The sequence below is a fragment of the [Flexibacter] sp. ATCC 35208 genome (assembly GCF_001975825.1).
Taxonomy (GTDB): Bacteria; Bacteroidota; Bacteroidia; order Chitinophagales; family Chitinophagaceae; genus Chitinophaga.
In genome coordinates, this window is record NZ_MTKN01000001.1 from 229,587 (window position 1) to 248,032 (window position 18,446).

The window sequence follows — 18,446 nt, forward strand, 5'->3', positions numbered from 1 at the left end:
ACTTGTCGAATGAAACGATTTAAAAAGATAGCTGTATATACAAGTTTAGCTTTACTTCCGGTACTGGCAAACAGCTGTACTAACCTGGATGAAAAAGCATACGATACACTGCTCACTAACAACTTCTATAATAACAAGAACGAAGTAGTGTCTGCCGTACTCAGACCCTACACACACGCGAATGCATGGATCACCCCAGGTCAGAGTGGCTGGTGGCGTTTGAGCGAGCTCTCTGCCGATCAGCTGGCATGGCCACAGAAAGGTCGTCATGGTTACGATAATGGTCAGTGGATCCGTCTGCACTACCATACCTGGACAGTGGATGAATCTACAGTACTGAACTGCTGGAACCTGTTGTGGACAGGTCTGGGTTTCTGTAATGACGCCATTGGTAATATCGATGGTCGTGATGCAAGTGCAATGGGGCTTACACAGGAAGAGAAAGATGGTTTTACTGGTGAGCTGCGTTTGCTGCGTGCTTTCCACTATCTGCGTCTGATGGATATTTATGGCAATATTCCAATCGTGACTAAAGTGGGTGATCCTGTCAGTCCTGAAACAAAGCCTCGTGCGGAGGTTTTTTCTTTCATCGAGCAGGAGATCAAAGACAATCTTGATAAGAGCCCTGTGCTGTCAAAAGCATTGCTGGGTCGTATGTCCAGAGCAGGTGGTTATGCCATGCTGGCTGAATTGTACCTGAATGCTGAAAAGTGGTCTGGTACTGCACGCTGGGATGATTGTATTGCAGCCTGCGATGCGCTCATAAATAATACCGCTGGTGGTATGAACGGTGCACTGGCACTGGATACGAATCTGACAGATACTTATAAACCAGCTAACGATCTGTCAAAAGAAATTATCTTCTCTATTGCTTACGATTATATCGTTTCAAACTTTGCACCACAGTGGCCTGGTGATTTCTATCACTTTAACCAGAGCCAGATCAATGGTAACCCGATCAATGGGAATGATGGGGTAGTAATGATACCTGGTGTGTACACTACATTTGATGATGCTGATAAGCGTAAGAGCGAGTGGATACTTGCAGGCCCACAGTGGAAGTATGGATCTAATGGTACTGATCCGGTGATTTGTAGTGGTGGTAATGAGTATGATGGTCAGCAGCTGGTATTTGTGGATAACATCCGGAAGAATGCACAGGGTAGCACTGTTTCAGATATGACACAGGGTGAAGAGAACAGTGGCGTGCGTTTTAACAAATACAGGCTCGGTCCATTGAGTGATCCAAGTTATCGTAGTTGTGACTGGGCGGTATATCGTTTGTCATGGATATATTTAGTGAAGGCCGAGGCGATTATGCGTAAGAATGGTGGGGTGGCTACACAGGAGGCAGTTGATCTGGTGAATACGATTAAACAACGTGCTTATAGTGCGGCGGATTGGCCTGCGCATCAGTATACTGTTGCTACACTCACATTAGATGAATTGCTGGCTGAATTGGGCCGGGAGTTTGTTTTTGAAGGGTATAGAAGGCAGGAGCTGATTCGTTTTGGTAAGTATACGACAGGTACATGGTGGGATCACGTGGCTTCTGATAGTTACAGAGAGTTGTTCCCGATTCCAAGGACGCAGTTGCAGTTGAATGCGAATCTGAAACAGAATGATGGATATCCGAACTAATCAGATCGGTATCTAAATTTAATAGTCAAATTAAAAAGGTTTTGCCAGAGGCAAAACCTTTTTAATTTGGAGGGTAACCAACCTTCTGTTTTTTACCGGAGGTGAAAAACAGAAGGTTGGTTTTTTAATCGAATAATGATAGCTGCGTGCTATTGCTGCTATTTCCATTGATATGTATTATTTCTCCGAAGTTTGAAAGAGAGATGCCTAACAGGCGAATTGGTTTGTCCTCGTGATCTACTGCTGCTAATAGTTGTTGTGCTGTTCTTACAATAATCTCAAGATCGTCTGTTGCAAATGACAATGACTGATTACGGGTTATTTGCTTAAAATCGCTGTACTTTACTTTTAGCGTAATGGTACGCCCTTTTAAATTGTGCCTTTTAAGCCGCGTAGTGACCAGTGTTCCGATTCTTTCCAACTCCCTGTTCATCTCTTCCACCTCTGTTAAATCGACCGGAAAAGTGTCTTCTGCGCCTGCTGATTTCGTTTCTCTGTGTGGTTGTACTTCTCTTTCATCGATCCCTCTTACAATCCTGAAATAAAACGCTCCCGGTTTTCCGAAATACTGCTTGATTTCATTCTCTGATAATCGTTTCAGATCTGCACCGGTATGCAATCCCATTTTCTTCATTTTCTCTGCTGTCACTTTCCCTACTCCATGAAACTTTTCAACAGGTAATTGTTCCATGAAGTTATTGATCTGTGAAGGTCCGATAAAAGTTAAGCCATCCGGTTTATTCATGTCTGAGGCAATCTTAGCCACGAATTTATTGATAGATACGCCGGCGGATGCTGTGAGGTGCAGCTCATCTTTAATAGCCTGTTTGATGAGTCTGGCAATCTCAATCGCTGACCCAATCCCCAGTTTATCCACACTCACATCCAGATAGGCCTCATCTAATGACAAAGGTTCTATCAGGTCTGTATACCGGCTGAAAATTTCCCGGATATGCCTGGACACTTCTTTATACACATCAAATCTTGGATAAACAAAAATCCCTTCCGGACAAAGTTGTACCGCTCTTCTCGAAGACATGGCAGAACGGACGCCGAATTTACGGGCTTCGTAAGAGGCTGTGGCAACTACCCCGCGGCTATTGGGGGAGCCTCCTACGATAACAGGTTTGCCGCGGTATTCAGGATGATCCCGCTGCTCTACGGAAGCATAGAAAGCATCCATATCGATATGAATGATCTTTCTTTTTTTATTTGCTTCCTGTTCCATGGCACCTGTCTGTAAAGTGCAAAGATACATTAATCATTTACCATCACCGCCATATAATCTTTTTCAAATGGCTCCCCATATAACTGCTCATATTCGTTTTTGAAAGTCCGGAACAAGCTCCTCGCTGTCGCATGCTGGTGCATAGCTACCAGCGCCCTGCATTTGTACATCACCGCCTCTTCACAGAGGGAATCAAAATGCAGCATAGTGTCGCAGGTCTGTATGATCTCTTCCGGGTGTAACTGTTCTGCATGCTCATCCAGGTACCTGGTAAAAATATTAAGCAGTTCTGTACTCAGGTCCGATTTAAATTTATCCAGCCAGCTATAATCTGTCTCCATCAGTAAGCCTCCTCTGCCACATACCTGCACCAGTTGTGCGATATGGTGCTCTTCCATTAACTGGTGGCCATGCCGGATATCCACATATACACCTTCCTCAAATGTTAATTTCCATTTCCCGTTTTCCTTCGCTAAACTATAGTCGCCAAGTTTCTCAAGTATGTTTTTCAGCTTCACCATATTCACGGACCGGTTATTCTTTGCATCTTTTACTGATCGCCCTGTCCAGAGTATTTCATTAATCTTTTCGGAAGAAATACCTTTTCTGCCGAATGAGGAATGGAGGAATATTAATAAGAACAATTCTTTCACCAGTGGACTGAATAATTTGCTGATATCATTCCCTTCTTTATCGATGATGGTGAAATGTCCGAATAAATAAATCGATGCGTTTTTCTTTTCAACAGGTGCAGGGAGTTCAATCACCCTGAATAGCGGGGCTTTTTGGGGAGGCTCCGGTAAATGATAAATAGTGATCAGGGGTGCGGTTTGTTCTCGTTTCTTTCTCCTCAGTAATAACCCTGTTAATAAACTGCTTAATACTACCAGCCCCCATAACAGGTATTGATAATTCTTTTCTCCCACACCTTTGTCGGGCATCAATAATGCAGGTGGAAAAAGTATTGTGTGAATCTTTATTGTGGTGACGTTATTCTCTGGATTGTATAAGCTGACGGCGATTAATTCCTGTCCTTTTGCATAATAGTATAAGGCTGCGCTGGATTTAATATCATAAAACTGGTAAGGCAATTCATTGCCCAGTTTCTCATATTCAGGTTTATCCAGAGAGCCTTTAATTAATTGTAACGCGGACTCCATCCTGTCATTCGCATAAGACAGTGCATAATAGGCACGTTCTTTTGTATCTATCACCATCGTATTCCCAAAGGCCATGGGCACATCTGGTTTATCCAGCGCATAGATCTTTTTGAAGGTATGGTTCTTTACATCGAATAGTAAAAGGTCGTAAAAATTTTCAGGGTTCAACAGCTGATCGCCTGTAGCACTGCCGTGTCCACCGAGTATATAAGCCGAATCGCCATTTTCAGTAGCGCCCAGTGCTGCCATATATCTTGGTGCAAATTTATCGCCCTTTGCAGCGACTGTTTTCCACTGATCATCTGCGGTGCTATACTTTTGTACTTCGGCTGTGTAGTGATAATGTCCATAACCACCAAATACGTATAAGCTGCTATCGTAGGGTGAATAAAAATGATTGTGCTGCCAGAATCCTGTTACTTTATTTCCTTCAACAGGTTTGCTCCATGTATGTTGTGTATTATCATACCGGGCTACCTGTTGGTCATCTACAAAGTAATTCAGGAGTTGATGCCGCTTCGTATCAAATTCTGTCACATTGCCAGCTGGCAATATTCTGGATTGTGCCAGTGGTACTACACTGAGTTTATTTCCATTACAGGTGAACTGATAGAGGGAATCACTACCTGTTATATATAATATACCATTTTCTTTATCGAATGTTACGCCTGCGTTACCATTTACAGTAATTGTTTGTCGTGTATTCCATTCACTATATGCTTTTGCAAGCCAGATAGGATGTTCGATCACTGCTTTGCTATGACAGATCAGATCAAACTCCTGTTCTCCATCATGCTGTCGTAATGGCCAGTGGTATTGGGTTTTGCCGGACTGTGCAATCTGTACGTCGCGCAGTCGCATGGTAGGGAGGTCAAATGTATTGCATTGTTTATAATGGTTTGCACCAAAGAAGATGCGCAATTGGTTTCCTAAAGAAGCAGGCATAGTCGTGCTTCCCGCCAGTTGGCCGTTAATTTTTAATGTCGTAATACGCGTAGCCTGGTTGAATGAAAACTGCAGGTGGTACCATTTTCCTGCCACTTCTGATGGTGGGAATTTGAAAAGAATACCTGTGTATTCATCGCCGGATACGAGATTTATAGACTGTGTCTGGTTACTATATATAAGGTCTGTATTTTGTCCCAGTTCATTTGTGATTCTAAAAATGTAGCCGAAATAAGAATCATATCCCGGTGCAAATGAGAGATCAAATGATAGGTCACAATCGTCCTTTACAGTAAGCGGTTCGTCTGGAAAAAGATTCAATGAAGTGCGTAACTCCTGTGCGATTTTTTTACCTGCAAACTCAAGCCCATAAACGTTCTGCGCACATATCCCACATGGAAATAATGCGAACAGTAACAACAGAATAGTAGTAATAAATAGATGGTTCTTTACTACATCAGAAGAGGTAAGCCCTGGCATACTCCGATTGGCTTTTTTAAATAACGTGGCAAATTACTTTTTGGTTGTCTATTAAACGCAAAAGGAACGTTAAGTTAACTTTAAATATCCCGATGCGTTAACTGAAAATAATTAATTAATCCGGAGAATCATAATTTTTTATTGATTAATACCCGCGTTAATCTCTAATTAACCGCCCTGTTCACCTCTGAATTCTTCTTTTGCAGTACAAAAAAAATACTCCTCATGAAAAGATGGTTATGCATCCTTCTATTTACATGTTGCGTGCTGAACACATATGCACAGTCGCGTATCGTGAAAGGCCGGGTGACTGACGAAAGCGGGCAACCGATTATTGGTGCAACAGTAAAAGTACTGGGCACTGCTATCGGAGCTGGTACTGACGAGAAAGGTCAATTCAGTCTGAATGCAACAGAAAATCCTACTTTGGTGATCAGTTCAATCGGCTTTTTGTCCGACACCGTACAGGTACCTGCACAGGGTGATGTTCGTGTAGCGATGAAAAGTAATGTATCTTCCCTCAATGACGTAGTTGTAGTGGGATATGGTACACAGAAAAAAGTAAACCTGACAGGTGCTGTAACACAGGTAACTGGCAAGGTGCTGGAAAACCGTCCTATTCCAAACCTCAGCCAGGGGCTGCAAGGTGTAATCCCTAACCTGAACCTGACTATGGGCGATGGTAAACCTATCCAGTCGCCAACTTACAATATCCGTGGTACAACCTCTATAGGCCAGGGTGGTAATGCACTGGTACTGATCGATGGGGTGGAAGGCGACCCAAGCATGCTGAACCCATCTGATGTAGCCAGCATCAGTGTGCTGAAAGATGCATCTTCCGCAGCGGTATATGGTGCAAGAGCTGCCTTCGGGGTTGTGCTCATCACCACCAAAACACCTTCTAAAGATAAGGTGACCGTGACCTACTCTTCCAACTATTCCAGCAAAAAACCTACTACTGTACCTGATATGGTATCTAACGGATACCAATATGCAAAGGGCTTCAGCGATGCATGGTCTGCATGGAACGATTATGCACAGACTCCTCAGAATATCAACAAAACCCAGAAGTTCTCTGCCGCTTACCTGGCTGCGTTGAAAGAACATAACGACAATCCTGCCCTGTCTAAAACAGAGCTGGACGGGAATGGTAACTATGTATATTATGGTAATACTGACTGGTATGACTTATTATATAAGAACCACACTGCAGCAATGGACCAGAATCTCTCTGTTTCTGGTAGCAGCGGTAAGGCTTCTTATTATATTACCGGTCGTTATTATGGTCAGGACGGTCTCTTCCGTTTTAATTCTGACGATTACAAAATGTATAACATGCGTGCCAAGGGTACAATCCAACTGACCTCATGGTTGCAGATATATAATAATACAGAATATGCCAACCGCTCTTACCACAACCCACTGAACGTAGGTGAAGGTGGCGGTATCTTCAGAAACATGGCGGATGAGGCACACCCTACTTCCATGCTGCTGAACCCGGATGGTACCCTGACCTATTCAGCTGCTTATACAGTAGGTGACTTCTATTATGGTAAGAACGGCATCAACCTGTATCGCCAGATGTTCAGAAATACCACTGGTTTTACTGCCAATGTATATAAAAACAAACTGCGCATCATCGGTAACATAACCTGGCAGAACATCACTGACGATCAGAAGAGAAGACGAGTACAGGTTCCTTACAGCGCTGCACCCGGTGTAACTGCTTATGTAGGTACTGGCTATAATGACCTGATGAATTCCGATTCATCTACCAAATACCTCGCTACCAATCTGTATGCAGAGTACGAAACTAACATCGGTACTAACCATTACTTCAAGGCAATGGCGGGTTTCAACTATGAACAGTCTACCGGTAGCGGTTTCTCCCTCACCAGGAATGGTCTGATCTATAGCGATGCAAATGATATGAACCTGGCACTGGGTAGCAATATCTCTACTGCCGGTGGTTATGAGAAATGGGCGATCCAGGGTGAGTTCTTCCGTTTGAACTATGCCTTCAAAGAGCGTTACCTGTTAGAGGTAAATGGTCGTTACGATGGTAGTTCCAAGTTCCCTGCCAACCAGCGTTATGCATTCTTCCCATCTGTATCCGGTGGTTGGAGAGTGTCTAAAGAAGCATTCTGGAAAGTACCTGCGAAAGCGATCTCTGACCTGAAAGTGCGTGGTTCATGGGGCTCACTGGGTAATGGTAACATCAACTCTTATGCATTCCAGGAAAAATTCGCAATCACACAGAGTGGTCGTGTCATCAATGGCGTACGACCTCAGCAAACCGGTCAGCCTTCTGTGATTCCGAATGGGCTGACATGGGAAACATCTACCACCCGCAACATTGGTCTGGATCTGTCTGCACTGAATGATCACCTGACCTTCAGCGGTGATATGTATACCCGTGTAACGACCGACATGTTTACCGTAGGGCAGACACTGCCTGCTGTATTCGGTACAGATGTTCCAAAAGGTAACTATGCTGACCTGAAAACGAAAGGATGGGAAATTTCCCTGACCTGGAGAGATCAATTCAATGTAGCAGAGAAACCACTTCACTATTCAGTTACAGCTAATCTCGCTGACTATTCTGCAACGATCACTAAATACAATAATACCAACAACAAGCTGACTGACTACTACGCTGGTCAGAAGTATGGTGAGATCTGGGGTTATGAAAACGACGGTTACTGGACTGCGGACAATGTAGGTAAGGCTGCCAGCACACAGGCGCTGTTCAAAGCATCAACCAGTGGTCAGTGGCTGCCGGGTGATATCAAATTCAAAGACCTGAATGGGGATGGTGTGATCAACAATGGTACAAACACTACAGGTAATCCTGGTGATATGAAAGTGATTGGTAACTCTACTCCACGCTATACTTATGGTGTAAGTGTGAATGCAGACTGGAACAATTTCTTCTTTGGAGTATTCTTCCAGGGTGTAGGAAAACAAGACTGGTGGCCTGGTAACGAGAACGATGTATTCTGGGGTCAGTACAACAGACCTTACAACTACATGCCTAAATCACAGGTAGGCAAGATCTGGTCAGCAGAGAATCCAAATACTTACTTCCCACGCTATCGTGGTTATGTAGCACAGAATGGTTCAGGTGAACTGTATGCTAAGCAGACGAAGTACCTGCAGAATGTAAGATACCTGCGTATGAAGAATATACAGGTGGGTTATAGTCTGCCAAAGACACTTGTGTCAAGAGCAAAATTGCAGAGTGCAAAAATATACCTGTCAGCAGAGAACCTGTTCTCCTGGTCTCCGCTGTACAAGGTTACCAAAGATCTGGATGTAGAAAGCATTGGTCGTTCCGACATGATCACCAACCCGAATCCTACAGACAACGCGGGTAACGGTAACAACTATCCGATTCTGAAGAGCTTCACATTAGGTTTAAACATTACCCTGTAAAAAATTAAAAAAAGCAACATGCAACAATATATTACCCGGTTGAAATGGACCTCGATGGCGCTGGTGTTGTGGGTACTGGCAGGCAGCTGTTCGAAAGAACTGGAACAGCGTCCTGTATCCACTGCAGACAGAGATGCGATCTTCGGAAACGAAGCCGGTCTGAAATTATACGCCAACTCATTTTACGATGTACTGCCTGCTATGGGCGATGTGTTCAGAGGCGATGCGATGGCCGATTACAGTGCGGTGAATGCCGTTCCTGATTTTCTTCGTGACGGTGCTTACAACTCCCGTGTACAGGCAGAAATTGACAACTGGAAATGGACCAAGCTGCGTAACATCAACTATTTCCTCGCGAACAATACCAACCCTGCAGTAGGGCAGACGATTCGTGAAAACTATAATGGCCTGGCACGTTTTTTCCGTGCCTGGTTCTACTTTGATAAAGTAAAACGTTATGGTGATGTGCCCTGGATCGGTACCCCATTGGGTATTGCAGACAGTTCACTGTATGCAGCACGCGACAGCCGTAAACTGGTGATGGATTCTATCATTGCTGACCTGGATTATGCAGCCGCGCATATCTCGCTGAATACTGATGCAACAGCCAGCCAGATCACGAAGTATACAGCATATGCACTGAAATCACGTGTATGTCTTTTTGAAGGTACTTTCAGAAAATACCATACTTCCCTGGGGCTGACAGGAGATGCGCCGGCTTTATTACAGGCAGCGGCAGATGCGGCTAAGGTAGTGATGGATCAGGGTGGTTTTAGCCTGAACCAGGCAGGAGGCACCAGTGGATCTTACCGTCAGCTGTTCATCAGTGCATCGCCTGTTACGACAGAAGTAATGTTGTCTAACGTAGCCAGCAGCACCCTGGCTGTCTTCAACGATGCAAACTGGTATTACACCAGTGCTACATATGGTGTGCGCCTGAGTTTAACACGTAAGTTTATCAACACTTACCTGAACATTGATGGAACGCCTTTCACCAGTGTGAGCGGTTATGAAACCAAGCCATTTGTAGAAGAAACAAAGAACAGAGACCTGCGTTTGTCACAGACTATTCGCATGGGAAGTTACACCCGTACCGATAATGGAAAAACTGTTGCTGCTCCGCCGGTATTTTCTTATACTTACACCGGGTATATGCCTAAAAAATGGTGTCTGGATGATACCTATTATGACGGAGGGTCCAACAATACGAATTCCATTTGTATCATGCGTTATGCAGAAATACTGTTGAACTATGCGGAAGCCAAAGCTGAACTTGGTACACTGACTGATGCCGATTGGGCAGGTACAGTAGGTGCGCTGAGAGCGAGAGCTGGTATTACCAGTGGTATTGCTACAAAACCAACCGTGGCAGATCAGTATTTAGTTACTAACTATTTTAACAAAGGTGGTGATCCTACCGATCCTTCTATCCTGGAGATCAGAAGAGAGCGTGGTATAGAGCTGGTGCTGGAAGGTTTCCGTTTCTATGACCTGGTAAGATGGAATGATGGTGAACTGCTGGTACAGCAATGGAATGGTATGTATGTACCAGCGCTGGATGTGCCAATGGACCTGAACGGGGATGGGGTGAACGATGTATGTTTCTACCAGACATTGCCTGCTACACAGGTGAGTGGTGTGACCTACATTAGCGTAGCGCCTACCGTGAATGGGGTAACGAATCCTACACAGTTATCTCATGGTACGTATGGAGAGATCAAGTGGCTGGATAACATTTCCAGAGTCACCTGGGCAGACTTCCGCTACCTGTACCCATTACCATACACAGAACTGCAGCTGAACACCAAGCTGGTGCAGAATGTAGGATGGGAGAATTTGTAATTATTATTTCATAAAATAGATGCAGATGAAAAAATGGTTCTTAATGATGGTTGGCTTTGCCGTAATGACCACCGCTGTGATGGCACAGCAATTTACGGTAGGCACTTACAACATGCGCAACAACAACCGTGATAATGGTGATGTAGAGCGCGGCGATGGATGGCAACAACGGTATCCGGTGATCACGTCGTTGATTCGTTTTCATGGGTTTGATATCTTCGGTACACAGGAGTGTCTGAAAGATCAGCTGGAAAATATCAAAGACAGTTTGCCCGGTTATGCTTACATCGGTGTAGGTCGTGATGATGGAAAAGATAAAGGAGAACATTCTGCTATCTTCTATAATACCGCGAAATTTAAACTGCTGGAAAAGGGAGATTTCTGGATGTCTACAGTGACAGACAAGCCTAACAAAGGATGGGATGCTGTGTTGCCAAGAATTTGCTCATGGGGTAAATTCAGGGAAATCAAAACCGGTTTTACTTTCTTCTTCTTCAACCTGCACATGGATCACATTGGTGTAGTAGCTAGAGCAGAGAGTGCAAAGCTGGTGATGTCGAAGATTAAGACAATGGCGGGTAATACACCGACTATCCTGACAGGTGATTTCAACGTAGATCAAAACAGTGAATCTTATCAGCTGATCAATACTTCAGGCTTACTGAAAGATGCATATGAAACCACTGCTTTACGCTATGCGCTGAATGGTACGTTCAATGCTTTCAAACCTAATAGTAAGACTGACAGCCGTATCGATCACATCTTCCTGACCAAACAGTTCAAAGTGCAGAAGTATGGTATTCTGACAGATACTTATCGCAGTAAAGATGCAGATGCATCAAAGACTGATTCCGGCAACTTCCCGAAAGAAGTGGGTTTGGAGAAGTATACTGCGAGAGAGCCATCAGATCACTTTCCTGTAATGGCGGTAATTAGCTTAAAATAATTTTATACTATCCTGCGGAAACCCAGAGGCCGTATCAACAATAAGATACGGCCTCATTTTATTCGGGTACCAGTCCTTTAAGCAATTCTGAGGAGGTTTATTATTTTTTTAGTTACCCTCTTTTTTTGTCTTATTAAATCAATAAAAATTTTGTGCGACCTGCTGTACTTATTCCACTATTACTGCTGTGTTGTTGCCGCCCGGCAGCGCCTGCAGGAAATGAACAATATATAGACCCAACGATTGGTAATATCTCGCCGTTATTACAAACTACTAAACCACAATTGCATCGACCTAACCAGATGATCAGGGTGTATCCTATCCGAAAGGATTATACCGATGATCAGATCACAGCATTTCCCTTACAGGTAGTAGGGCATAATGCAGGAGAAGTATTTTGTATAAAACCTGTGACAGATAGTACGGGATGGGAAAGGAAACAGCTGTATGATCATGAGCAGGAAGAGATTCATCCATGGTATTATCGTAACTGGCTGGTCGAAGATCAGATACAGGTAGAATATGCACCCGGTCGAAAATGCGGTATGTACAGGTTTACGTATCCTGCACATGCTGTGCATCGCGTATTGTTATCGCCTGTAGATAACTGGGTACTGGATGGCAATGGAGAGATTATGGGAACGAGTTTATATCATGGTGATACAAAAGTGTATTTATATGGGCAGTTTGACACGCCTTATGATGCTTCTTTAACTTTTAAAGATAGTATTGTGTCATTGCGATATGCCATTTCTTATATCAGTGTAGCTGCTGCGAAAGTGAGCTTTGAACAGGAGTTGGCCGGGAAAGGATTTAATGAAATCAAAAAAGCGGCGGAGGCAGCATGGCACCGAGTGATGAATCAGATCAGTGTAGAAGGTGGTACAGCAGCACAGCGGCGTTCGTTTTTTACAGCGTTGTACAGGTGTCATGAGCGCATGGTGAATATCAGTGAAGAAGGTGCTTATTACAGTGGTTTTGATAAACAGGTGCATGCAGATGTGCGGCCTTTTTATGTGGATGATGCAACGTGGGATACTTACCAGGCCATGCATCCATTGAGAATGATATTGCATCCGCACCAGGAAGAAGATATGTTAGCATCTTATGTACGGATGTATGAGCAGAGTGGGTGGATGCCTACGTTTCCGAGAGTATATGGGGATCATCCGTGTATGAATGGGTTTCATTCTACGATAGTGTTTTTGGATGCATATAGAAAAGGGTTGCATATTCCGGATATGGAGAAAGCATATGAGGGGATGAAGAAAAATGCATTGCAGGCGACGATGTTGCCGTGGAGAAATGGAGGGCTAACGCCGTTGGATGTATTTTATGCGCAGCATGGTTATTATCCGGCATTAAAGCCGGGTGCGCAGGAAACAGTGGCAGCTATAGATACATTTGAAAAAAGACAGGCAGTAGCGGTAACGTTAGGGCATAGTTATGACGACTGGGCATTGGGTGAACTGGCGAAAGAATTGAAGCATGCCGATGATGCGGCATTTTTTAATGTGCGGTCAAGGGCTTATTTGAATTTGTGGAATGGGGAGAAGGGATTTTTCATGCCGAAGGATGAACAGAATGAGTGGATAGATATAGATCCGGGATGGGATGGAGGACCAGGGGGCAGGGATTATTATGATGAGAATAATGGCTGGACGTATCAGTGGCAGGTAGCATTTAATATTCCTGCCTTGATTGAGATGATGGGAGGGAAGCAGGGATTTGAGCGAAGGCTGGATACATTGTTTCATGCGGATCTGGGCAGACAGCGATACCAGTTCTGGGCGAAGTTTCCGGATGCGACGGGGTTGGTAGGGCAGTTTTCGATGGGGAATGAGCCGGGATTTCATATTCCTTACTTATATAATTATATAGGAAAGGGGTGGAAAACGCAAAGGATGATACGGTCCTTGCTGGATATATGGTTCAAAGACAATGAGTTTGGGATACCGGGAGATGAAGATGGGGGTGGAATGAGTGCATTTGTGGTGTTTTCATCGATGGGTTTTTATCCTGTCACGGCGGGTGAGCCTGTATATACGATTGGTAGTCCTGTATTTAGTAAAGTGGTGGTGCATTTGGAGAACGGGAAGGATTTTACAATGGTGGCACATAATTGTTCAGTGGTGAACAAATATGTACAGGGGGTGAAGATGAATGGGAAGGAGCGGAAGGATTTGTTTTTCACCCACGAGGAGTTGATGGCTGGTGGAGTATTGGAATTAGAGATGGGGGATAAACCGCATTTCTAAATATCAGCTTGTATTTCCAGGCTGCCGGAGGGCTATGTCCTACCGGGAGGTTTCACCGAAGGGGGGGTGAAACCTCCCTGTAGCTTTTAAGTACCAGTACTCAGGCGCCAGAAAGTAAAAAAATACTATCCTTCTGGAATCATGTTGATACCCAGGTACTTGTTACGTAATAATAAAAATCACAATATAAATCTCGTTTGTTGCTCAGGTTTTATCAAACTAATCCCCCATACATTGCGTATATTTTGAATGTATTTATACGCTCATTTTTAGTTTACCTATGATACACTTACAAGATAGCACTGTCTACGTAGCAATCTTTGGAATTTTAGCTTCCCTGATTGTTTTTTTATTGACACGACATTTCTTTTCCCGACATGGCAAGACGGACTACATTAAGAAGTTAGAGATTGCCAATAACGAAATGTTGTATTCCATCAGACCGTTGCTGGTAGAAAAAAAGGTTCCCTCAAAAGAGATCTTAATGGCCGTAAGATTTTCGACTGCTAAAAAGTACGGTGTCGAACAAAATGATCTTTATGATGAATTCTCTCTAACCAGCGATTTAATCAATGAAACAATAGCTAACTCTTTCCTTACATCGGATCAGAAGTTAGAGTTCTGTAATCTTTTACAATCGATCAAGTAAAAGAACGTCGGGTAAACCACATTTAAAGGTCCTTAAGATTTTTTCTTAGGGGCCTTTTTGTTTGTGGAGGTGGCGGCTGATTTTTTTGCTGGAGCAGTTGTTTTTGCTTTTGCAGCAGTATTAGTAGCAGCTGGTTTTCTCGCTAATCTTTTCAGTTCTTTACCAGCGAGTTCTTTTGCTTCTGTGTCCCCAAATTTCAATGCCTGTTCGTAGTACTTCACGGCATTGGTGGTATCTTTCTTTTTATTGTAGATGTTCGCGATGTTGTTGAGTACGATAAAGTCTTTCGGCTCTATTGCAGTTGCTTTCAGGAAGTATCTCAGGGCCATATTGAGATCTCCTTTCATGGTATAGACGATACCGAGATCTGACAGACTTTCCACATGTTTAGGATAGTATTTCAGTACGGTTTCGGCGATTTCCTTCATGTTATCAGCCTGGCTTTTGCCGGAGTTGTAGATGGTGGCTACGTATTCCTGGATAGCGCTGAGCATGAAATCTTCAGGTTTGTCCAGCAATTTGTTGTCAGTCCATTTCCATTTGTTCTGGATGGTGGTGGAGTAATTTAATACATTGACCAGTTCCTGCGTGAGGGCAGCATATTTATACGTTTCGCCCAGCATATATACTTTACCGAAGCGCATATCGAGGCGGTCGGGGTATTTGGCGATGCCGGCGTTGATGTATTTGAAACCTTTACCGAGGGGGGCAGCCCTGTAACCGATTTCGCTGGTATATCCTGTTTGCTTTTTGGCTTTGGGTTTTGTATCAGCGTCGGGGTGGCTTACTTTGGTAACAATTTCAGTTTTACTTCTGCTTACGTAGAAATTGAAATAGGCAATGTACAATTCTGCATCGTTTGGACGGCTTTTTTCCCACTTTTCTAACAATTTCTTTTGTTTCGCCGTATCCCCCTGTTCACATAATTTTTCGAACTCCTGTTTGTAATTCTGGGCCAGAATGGAAGTGGTGGACAAAGAGCATAATAGAAGAATTGTAAATAAATGTTTCATAGTCATCATAGGATCTAGGATCGGATAAATAATCAAGCTAATCTTCTGTACAGGGGTTCCTGGAAACAGATGGAATAACATTGTATTACTACAATCTGACATTTGCTGACTTATGCCCATGTCAATTTAGACACTAAAGTATCTGATTGCCTGTAATTTCTGATTTAAACTATTGATTATACAAATATAAGTATATTATAACGTATGGGACATTTATAATTTTATTTTTGGATAGGGCTGCTTATTAAGTGGTCGTTATCCGTTGTATTCGGCTAATCGTTGGAGGAGCGGGAGGAATGCTTCGATGAGTACAAGCTCTTCTGTGGAGAAGAGGTTGTCCATTGCTTTTACGAGCCATTCTTCCTTAATCCGGCGGTTTTCGTCGAGGTATTGTTTACCGCTTGCAGTGAGGGAGATGAGGACTTTTCTTTTATCTGACTCGTCGGAGGTGCGTGCTACGACGCCTGTTTCAACTAATCTATTGATAATCTGTGAAATAGCCTGAGCAGAGATGCGTTCCAGGTCTGCGAGGGCAGATGGGAGCATGCTACCGTGTTGGTCCAATAAGCCCATGGTGAGGAGCTCGGCATTGGAGAATGCGGAGGAGATGTTTTGTTTTCGCAGTTGCCTGGTGAGGCGAGTGACGGTGCTGCGCAAGGAGGCAGCTACCTCATAGGTTTTAGACATTTGGCAAAGGTACTTTAGTTTTTTTGAATTTCCAGCTGGGCAGGTATCTTACATCTTAGGACCTTCGTTATTTACGGGGAATGGAAGAAATCCTTCTGTTTCAATGGTTTTAGATTCATTTTTAGTGATTTTAGACCTTATTTGAAGCGATTTAGCTATTATTTACGATTTGTTTTTAACTTTTTCATGAAATAGAATTCCTTAAAAAGTTGTAATTTTGTAAAGTAACTTTATCAATTTAGTTTAGCATATGAGGATAGTAAGGTCATTTTTAAGCAATTCATCTATATTTCGTTCACTAAAACACAAGAACTTCAGATTACACTTCACAGGTCAATCCGTTTCCCTCATCGGTACCTGGATGCAAAGGGTTGCCATCAGCTGGTTAGTATACCGGATCACGGGCTCTACTTTTTTACTTGGATTGGTTACCTTCTTAAGTTTAATTCCTTCTCTCGTGCTTGCTCCTTATGCAGGGAGCTTTATAGACAGGCATGATAAATACAAAATTGTGTTCATTACCCAGATCGGTCTGATGGTACAGGCAGGGATTCTGGCGCTGATTGTCTGGTTAAGCTATTATAATATTATGATGATTGCGACCCTGAGTCTGGCGCAGGGGATAATAAATACATTCGATACCACGGCACGTCAGTCACTGATGGTAGACCTGGTAGATGATAAGGAGGATTTGCCCAATGCCATTGCATTGAACTCTTCTGCATTTAATGCAGCGAGGTTAGTAGGACCAGCATTTGCCGGTTTTATTCTGAGTGCTTTTGGTGAGGATATTTGTTTCCTGATTAACTTTTTGAGTTTCTTCTTTGTAATTGGTTGTTTGTTGCAGATGAAACTGAAAATTAAACAGCAGGAGAAATCAGAAGAAAATATCTGGGCTGATTTGAAGAAGGGATATGATTATTTGCGTGAATCGCCTGATTTGTCTTCATTGATATTGATGCTGGCAGCATCCAGTCTGCTGGTGATTCCATATACTACATTATTACCTGCGATTGCAAAAGATGTATTTCATGGTAATGCCACAACATTTAGCTGGTTTGAAAGTGCAGCGGGTTTAGGTGCATTGTTTGGAGCTGTGTATATGGCGATGTTAAGACCGGGTAAGGATCTGAATCAGTTGACTATTATTTCCAGTATTTTATTTGCAGTTGCAGTCGTGTGTTTAGGATTCTCTTCTCAGATCTGGCTGGCATTGATTGCGACAGGTTTTACAGGTGCGGGTTTGATGGTACAGAACTCAGCGATCAATACATATTTGCAGACACATGCATCTTCAGAAATGAGAGCAAGGACATTGAGTTATTACATCATGGCGTATCAGGGTGTATTGCCGATTGGTAGTTTGATCATGGGGAGTTTGGCAGAAAGATTAGGTGTGAGTGCAGTGGTATTTGCAGAGGGTGTAGCAGGGATATTGATTGTGATTGGATTTATATTGCATCAGCGGAAACTGCATGATGGAGAGTGGATGAGGTCAATGAATCCGTTGCGATTCAGGCATTGATAGGATGAATGCAGGTGTTGATAGGATGGGTTCAGACATTGATAAGATGAATGCAGGCATTGATAGGATAAAGATATTACTACCTCTTTTAAGAATACTGTATAGAAATGCCTTTTTAAAAAATCTTATTAAAAATATGTAGTTTAATATAGTAGTGTAAAATACTCGCGGAAGAACCCGGTTTTACTTATGGTAAAGTCGGGTTCTTTCGATTAAGAGTATTGCTTATGGCATGTATAACTCATGATGATTTTTTATGCTTGAATAAAATTCAAAATATAGACTAAGGAAAAGAAGCCAGTAACAACTGTGACGGATGCATATCCAATCCTTTCGCCAATTTAAACAATGTTGTAAAGCTTAGATTTTTCTTTCCGTTTTCGATTCTTGAAATATCTCCCTGATTCACGCCACTGCTCACTTCCAGGTCAAGTAACGTAAGCTGCTTATCCTTCCGGAGTTGCCGGAGGTTGTTGCCGAATACGATTAATATTTTTACCTGTTCTGGAGCCATTTTCTTGTGGCGTCCAAGTTGGGTTAAATGAGTAAAATAATTATTGGGTGATCGCCCAAGATTTGAGAAAAAGATTTACATTCGACGATATTTTAGGGTGAATTTTCGAGGGAGCTACAACAT

The 18,446-nt window shown here is 43.1% G+C and carries 11 protein-coding genes; 6 read left to right on the forward strand and 5 right to left on the reverse strand.

Annotated features, from left to right (window positions below; genetic code table 11):
* Positions 1-9: 9 nt before the first annotated feature.
* Entirely contained in the window at positions 10-1,641 is a 1,632-nt protein-coding gene (locus BW716_RS00895; RefSeq protein WP_083720214.1) for a RagB/SusD family nutrient uptake outer membrane protein, read from the forward strand.
* Between the two features lie 124 nt (positions 1,642-1,765).
* Here the strand turns inward: BW716_RS00895 and dinB are convergent, their stop codons facing one another.
* Positions 1,766-2,869 (reverse strand): DNA polymerase IV, encoded by a 1,104-nt coding sequence (dinB, locus tag BW716_RS00900; RefSeq protein ID WP_083720215.1) that lies wholly within the window; start codon positions 2,867-2,869, stop codon positions 1,766-1,768.
* Positions 2,870-2,898: 29 nt separating this feature from the next.
* Positions 2,899-5,454, reverse strand: coding sequence for a hypothetical protein (locus BW716_RS00905; RefSeq protein WP_083720216.1), 2,556 nt, complete (start codon positions 5,452-5,454; stop codon positions 2,899-2,901).
* A 225-nt stretch (positions 5,455-5,679) separates the two neighbouring features.
* On the opposite strand from BW716_RS00905, the gene BW716_RS00910 reads away from it, so the two are divergent.
* The 4 genes from BW716_RS00910 to BW716_RS00925 all read left to right on the forward strand — a co-directional run bounded on the left by BW716_RS00910 (position 5,680) and on the right by BW716_RS00925 (position 13,935).
* A complete protein-coding gene (locus BW716_RS00910; protein WP_083720217.1) occupies positions 5,680-8,889 on the forward strand; it encodes a TonB-dependent receptor in 3,210 nt (1,069 codons plus the stop codon).
* Between the two features lie 18 nt (positions 8,890-8,907).
* Complete coding sequence (locus BW716_RS00915; RefSeq protein WP_179090952.1) at positions 8,908-10,731, forward strand: RagB/SusD family nutrient uptake outer membrane protein; 1,824 nt, start codon at positions 8,908-8,910, stop codon at positions 10,729-10,731.
* A gap of 25 nt (positions 10,732-10,756) precedes the next feature.
* Entirely contained in the window at positions 10,757-11,677 is a 921-nt protein-coding gene (locus BW716_RS00920) for an endonuclease/exonuclease/phosphatase family protein (RefSeq protein ID WP_083720341.1), read from the forward strand.
* Positions 11,678-11,829: 152 nt separating this feature from the next.
* The gene (locus BW716_RS00925) at positions 11,830-13,935 is read left to right on the forward strand and encodes a GH92 family glycosyl hydrolase (protein WP_235643396.1); all 2,106 of its coding nucleotides are present in this window, start codon (positions 11,830-11,832) and stop codon (positions 13,933-13,935) included.
* Positions 13,936-14,616: 681 nt separating this feature from the next.
* Here the strand turns inward: BW716_RS00925 and BW716_RS00935 are convergent.
* Positions 14,617-15,597 carry a tetratricopeptide repeat protein gene (locus BW716_RS00935; RefSeq protein WP_179090953.1) on the reverse strand — a complete coding sequence of 327 codons (981 nt, stop codon included), beginning with the start codon at positions 15,595-15,597 and terminating at the stop codon, positions 14,617-14,619.
* A 255-nt stretch (positions 15,598-15,852) separates the two neighbouring features.
* A complete protein-coding gene (locus BW716_RS00940; protein ID WP_083720221.1) occupies positions 15,853-16,284 on the reverse strand; it encodes a MarR family winged helix-turn-helix transcriptional regulator in 432 nt (143 codons plus the stop codon).
* A 250-nt stretch (positions 16,285-16,534) separates the two neighbouring features.
* On the opposite strand from BW716_RS00940, the gene BW716_RS00945 reads away from it, so the two are divergent.
* Positions 16,535-17,809 carry an MFS transporter gene (locus BW716_RS00945; protein WP_083720222.1) on the forward strand — a complete coding sequence of 425 codons (1,275 nt, stop codon included), beginning with the start codon at positions 16,535-16,537 and terminating at the stop codon, positions 17,807-17,809.
* A gap of 283 nt (positions 17,810-18,092) precedes the next feature.
* On the opposite strand, the gene BW716_RS00950 is transcribed toward BW716_RS00945, so the two are convergent.
* A complete protein-coding gene (locus BW716_RS00950) occupies positions 18,093-18,323 on the reverse strand; it encodes a helix-turn-helix domain-containing protein (RefSeq protein ID WP_083720223.1) in 231 nt (76 codons plus the stop codon).
* Positions 18,324-18,446 lie beyond the last annotated feature (123 nt).